This is a genomic window from Microbacterium sp. B35-04, assembly GCF_010634885.1.
Lineage (GTDB): Bacteria > Actinomycetota > Actinomycetes > Actinomycetales > Microbacteriaceae > Microbacterium.
On the sequence record NZ_MWLP01000175.1, the window covers coordinates 1 to 1,540 of the forward strand.

Annotated in this window: 2 protein-coding genes; both read right to left on the bottom strand. The window is 22.3% G+C overall.

Features of this window, described 5'->3' with window-relative positions; translation table 11 throughout:
- The coding region (locus tag B1729_RS20350; RefSeq protein ID WP_163634627.1) for an ABC transporter transmembrane domain-containing protein at positions 1 to 461 on the bottom strand (461 nt) is incomplete at its 3' end.
- Between the two features lie 17 nt (positions 462 to 478).
- Positions 479 to 919 (bottom strand): hypothetical protein, encoded by a 441-nt coding sequence (locus B1729_RS20355; RefSeq protein ID WP_145477391.1) that lies wholly within the window; start codon positions 917 to 919, stop codon positions 479 to 481.
- Between the last annotated feature and the right edge of the window lie 621 nt (positions 920 to 1,540).

Genomic DNA, 1,540 nt, shown 5'->3' on the forward strand with positions numbered 1-1,540 from the left:
AACATACCTAACAAAAAGATTGCTGCTAAACGTATTATAATAGGCGTAAAAAATGCTACGATGATTTCTGTAATGACATCATTTATTGATTTAGTGTCGTCAATAATTCTACTCAATAATTCTCCATTACTATTTTTATCAAAGAAAGAAGACTTTAAATTCAAAATATGATTCCAGACTTTGTTAGTTAAAGAGTAAATTATTTTTTCGCCTAATTTGGTTAGTAAATATATGCTTAATCCATTTAAAATGGAACTTAATAGAAAAATGAAAACAAATAGCACAATAAATTGTTTGCTTTTTATTACATCAGAAAAATTATCAACTATATTTTGAGTGAATAAAGGTACTATAAGTTGAAATATACTAACTATTACTGATAATAGAACAGCTAATGTTATAAGTAATTTAGGGAATTCAATTTTATTAGCTAAATGTAAAACAGGATTTTTATTTTTCATAATATCCTCCATACCTTTTAATAAATGTCTAATAGTTTAGTATTTTTAATAATGCCCTTTTCGATAATAATACCTTTTTCATTTAAAATGTATGTAAAGGGAGTTTGTGAAATAAATAGTTCTTCCCATTTAATATCTTTTATAATTTCAAAATTTAATGAACCTTTAGTTTTTAAATACTTATCTAAAGTAACTTCATCTTCTATAAAAATTATATAAACATTATTCGTTTTATAATTTAAATTTAACAGTTCATCTACAATTTTATTGCAGTGAGGACACTGTGTGCTCAAACAAAAAATATAATTTTTATTTTCTGTTAGATTAAATTGTTCGTATGGAAAGGGTAGTGATACAGGTATTCCTTGTAAATCCAATAATTTTTGTTTTAAGTTATTATAGAAATATATAGTGCTTATAATTAAAGCTAATATTAGAAATGATACTATGTAAATCATAATTCAATGTTCCTTTCTATGCGTTATTCTTTATATATATGTATATAATTGAAAGTAGAGAAGCTATAATTATATCCCAAACATGTAAAGTAATTTCAAACCTTATAGAAAAAGAAATAAATACTAAAATGAGTATATTAATTGATACTTTAGACCAATTTATATTATTTTTAATATTTGGGCCAAAACAACTACATTCTTGATTTTTCTTACCCATAAATATTAAAGTGATTACAAATATGGTAAAGAAAAAATATACGAATACTAGTAGTGTCATACTCCATACTGGAGGTTTTCTTGCAAGTATAATAGTTAAAGGAATAAATATTTCTGAGAATATTAATAAAATTGAAATAAATTTAATCAAAGTTAAATTAAATTTTTGATTTAATAACTCATACGTATTGAGATAAAAATAAGAAAAGGAATACATTTTTAAAATTCCTGATAGTATTGTATAAATTAAAATGTATGCTAGAACAAAACTAAATAGAAGTCCCATATATTTCACACCTTAAAAAGTATATTATACATGATAAAGCAATTGCTATAATTTTTGTAGGTATAATAAGAAAAGAGTATCATAGAGATAAATATTAAAAGAAAATATAAATATTTAGG

Coding starts and splice junctions, on each gene's coding strand:
- B1729_RS20355 (WP_145477391.1), bottom strand. CDS start 919: ATGATTTACATAGTATCATTTCTAATATTAGCTTTAATTATAAGCACT.